Here is a 3831-nt window from a genome sequence, read left to right as displayed (position 1 = left end):
TTAGATTAATAAGCTTTATATTTTATCTTAACAATGTAAAAAATAAAAGGTAAGTTTTATCACAAACTTACCTTTAGTAATTTATATATAATAATTACTTAATTATATACTAGTCATTAACTGAAAAAATTTTTCCTAAAAATCTTATAAGCTCAGTATATAACCATACAAGTGTTACCATTAGCCCAAAGGCTGAGTACCACTCCATATATTTTGGGGCTCCAACTTCTGCTCCCTTTAATATAAATTCATAATCTTGAATTAAACTTATTGTAGCTATTAAAACAACTATTAAACTAAACACTATCCCAATTATACCGTTTTCATAAATAGGTAATACTATCCCAAAAAAACTTAACAAAACTCCCATAAGTAAAGTTACTGAAATAGTTGTAATTGCAATTCTTACACTTTTTTCTGTTCTCTCTGCAATACTTGGCTTTTTACCATATACAAACAATGTAACTATTACAGCAACAATTGTAATTAATATAGCAGGTATTATTATACCCGAATAAAAATTATCAAAAACCTTTGATATGCTTCCCAAAAATAATCCTTCAAATGCAGCATATATTATAGAGGAAAATTGAGCACTTTTTGGTGATATAACCGTAAATATTGCTACAGCAAATGTTATTATTGCTACTAACATAATAACGCTATCGCTATATGGTATATAAAACCAACTATAAATAAATGCTCCTGTTACTATAGAAAGTAATATCAATATCTTAGTTATTGTTCCACTAATTGACATTGTAGTACTATCATAAGTAGCATTTTTAAATCCTCTAGCTAAAGCTGGATTAATCTCTTCAATACCCATAAAAAACACCTCTCATATTAAATTTTATTAATTATATTATACAGTGTAATTATTTAGATTTGTTGCATATTATGTTTAAAAATATAAATTTTTACAAAAACTTATCTATTTTATATATGAAACGTAATAAAATTACCTATTAATAAAAAGAATAAAAATAAATAATTAAATTATAAAACATAAAAATAAGTACCAAATCCCAGCACAGATTTGGTACTTACATAATGGCAAAATATACTGTATTAATATACGAGGCTTTAAAGGCTATATTCTAATTCATACTATTTAGAATAAAACTCCACTATTAATTGTTCATTAATTTCTATTGGTAACTCATTTCTCTCTGGTTCTCTAACATAAGTACCAACGAAATTTTCAATATCTTTCTCTATATAAGGGAAAGTATTTAATTCATTTTCTTTAAATGTATTAACAAATAATTCTACTTTACGAGATTTCTCTCTAAGAGTTACTATATCTCCAGGATTTAGTTTGTATGATGGAATATTCACTTTCTCTCCATTAACTAAAAAATGACCGTGATTAACCATTTGTCTACTTGCTCTTATTGAGTTTGCAAAACCCATTCTGTAAACTATATTATCAAGTCTTGATTCTAATCTTAATAACAAAGCATCACCAGGTTGAATTTTTGCTTTAAATGCTTCTTGAACATATCTTTCAAATTGCTTTTCAAGCACTCCATAATAAGCTCTAAGTCTCTGTTTTTCTAATAACCTTACGCCGTAGTCAGATAACTTTTTATCTGCTCTACTTGTTCCTTTGCTCGCACGCTTCATTGCCTTTGGATGACCTATGACATTAAGTCCAAGTCTTCTGCACATCTTAAAACGTGGTCCCATCATTTTCGCCATTTATTTACCTCCTATAAAAATACTTTATGTACACATAATATCATCTTATCACAATAATTGAAAATGATTATCACTATTAAATTCTTTCATTATTTTTATTTATCTTTTTCATATTAACTTTTTCTCCTATTTATTTATTAATACTTTATTTTTGAAATAAACTTAATAAAATTTTATATTAATAGATATATATTAAATATATATTTACCATTAATATTGTTCATCTAAATTTAATCCATTTTATAAATAAATAGTTGTATAATTATCATATAAATAGCAATAAGCTTTTAGGAGGGTTTTTTATGAAAAAGTATATATGTGATGTTTGTGGTTATATTTATGATCCAGCTGTAGGTGATCCAGATAATGGAGTTAATCCTGGAACTAGTTTTGAAAATATTCCAGATGATTGGGTTTGTCCTTTATGTGGAGTAGGTAAAGATCAATTCTCAGAAACTGAATAATAATAAATATAAAATAAAAAGCAAGAAAATAAAATTTTATTTTCTTGCTTTTTATTTACTTAATTAATTCTTAAATGCAAACTTTAATAATACAGGTGTAATTACTGTTGTAAGAACTACTACTATAACTATTGGTCCTAATATCATTTCACTTATAACACCTGCTCCAATACCTTTACTTGCAACTATAAGTGCAACTTCTCCTCTAGAAACCATTCCAACTCCTACTTGAAATGATTCTTTATTACTATATCTAAATAGTTTTGCTCCTAACATACACCCTATAATTTTACTTATTAATGCTACAATAAATAATATTAAAGTAAATGCTATTATTTTATTAGACATTCCTGAAAGCTCAACCTTTATTCCTATACTTGCAAAAAATATTGGAGATAATAACATATATGATAATGTATCAAATCTTGAATTAATATACTTTGTTTTTTCAGTATTAGATATTATAAGCCCCGCAATAAAAGCTCCTGTAATATCTGCAACTCCAAAAAATTCTTCTGCAGCATATGATAAAATCAAGCAAAATACAAAAGAGATTATTACAAACCTCCTCATATCTTTGTGATATCTTTTTATAAGTGTTTGAAATATTAAATAAAAAATATATCCTATGCAAATAGAGAAAATAAAGAATAATATAATCTTTAAGAAAACCTTCCATATTACAACTGATGAATCTGATATACTCATAATTATTGTAAGTCCTATTACTCCTAAAACATCATCAATAAGAGCTGCTCCAAGTATTGTATTTCCAGCTTTAGTGTTTATTTTCCCTAATTCTTTTAATGTTTCAACAGTTATACTAACAGATGTTGCTGTAAATATTACTGCTATAAATATATTTTGTAATAATTCATTTGAACTTTGGTTAAAAAGTTTACCTCCATAAAATATACTTGATACTATAAAAACAAGTCCTAGTGGAAATAATACTCCAAATAGTGCAACTACAAAAGAAACCTTTCCTGTTTTCTTAAGTTCAGTAATATCTGTTTCAAGTCCTGCTGTAAACATAAGTACTATAACTCCAAGTTCGGCCATTTGTTGAATAAATTCAGTTTCTCTAAGTGTATTAAACATAGCTGGTCCAAGTATAAGCCCTGCAAGTAATGCACCAACTACCTGCGGCATTCTAAATTTTCTAGTTAATATTCCTAAAAATTTTGTACTTAATAAAATAATTGCTATATCTAATAGAAATCCGTAATGTAACATACTCCAATCCCCCACATTTTTACGCAAAATTGTTCGTCCATTATAAATATTTCCATACATAAATATGCAATTAATTCTATTCTTATTTATAAATTATTTTAAATATAATAAATTTTAATCGGTATATTTAATATATGCTGATTTTTTTTATTAATAAAAAAGTTAAAGATATATAGGTTAAATAATTAAATTTTTTGATTTAAAACTTATTTTAATAATTACAAAGTTGTTATAAGTAAAAAGAAAATTAAAAAGTTATTATTATTAATGAGAAAAAAATAAAATATTATAAGTTGTTTCGATTAAAATTTATTATATTTAAAATAATTTATAAATAAGAATAGAATTAATTGCATATTTATATATGGAAATATTTATAAAGAATAAAGAATTTTTGCGTAAAAAATGTGGGGGATTAGAGCATGTT

4 protein-coding genes are annotated in these 3831 nt (G+C 25.2%); 1 reads left to right on the top strand and 3 read right to left on the bottom strand.

Annotation, left to right across the window (positions count from 1 at the left end; translation table 11 throughout):
* Nucleotides 1-109: 109 nt before the first annotated feature.
* Both Q4E08_RS11765 and rpsD read right to left on the bottom strand, forming a co-directional pair.
* Entirely contained in the window at nt 110-829 is a 720-nt protein-coding gene (locus tag Q4E08_RS11765; RefSeq protein WP_303131163.1) for a Bax inhibitor-1/YccA family protein, read from the bottom strand.
* 281 nt (nt 830-1110) lie between these two features.
* Nucleotides 1111-1704, bottom strand: coding sequence for a 30S ribosomal protein S4 (gene rpsD, locus Q4E08_RS11760; protein WP_303131162.1), 594 nt, complete (start codon nt 1702-1704; stop codon nt 1111-1113).
* A 302-nt stretch (nt 1705-2006) separates the two neighbouring features.
* On the opposite strand from rpsD, the gene rd reads away from it, so the two are divergent.
* Entirely contained in the window at nt 2007-2168 is a 162-nt protein-coding gene (gene rd, locus Q4E08_RS11755) for a rubredoxin (RefSeq protein ID WP_303131161.1), read from the top strand.
* Between the two features lie 63 nt (nt 2169-2231).
* Here rd and Q4E08_RS11750 read toward each other — a convergent pair whose 3' ends face one another.
* Nucleotides 2232-3404, bottom strand: a complete 1173-nt coding sequence (locus Q4E08_RS11750; protein WP_303131159.1) for a cation:proton antiporter — start codon at nt 3402-3404, stop codon at nt 2232-2234.
* Nucleotides 3405-3831: the final 427 nt, after the last annotated feature.

It is taken from the genome of Clostridium sp., assembly GCF_030532265.1.
Lineage (GTDB): Bacteria > Bacillota > Clostridia > Clostridiales > Clostridiaceae > Clostridium.
This window is presented reverse-complemented; position numbering and strand designations above follow the sequence as displayed.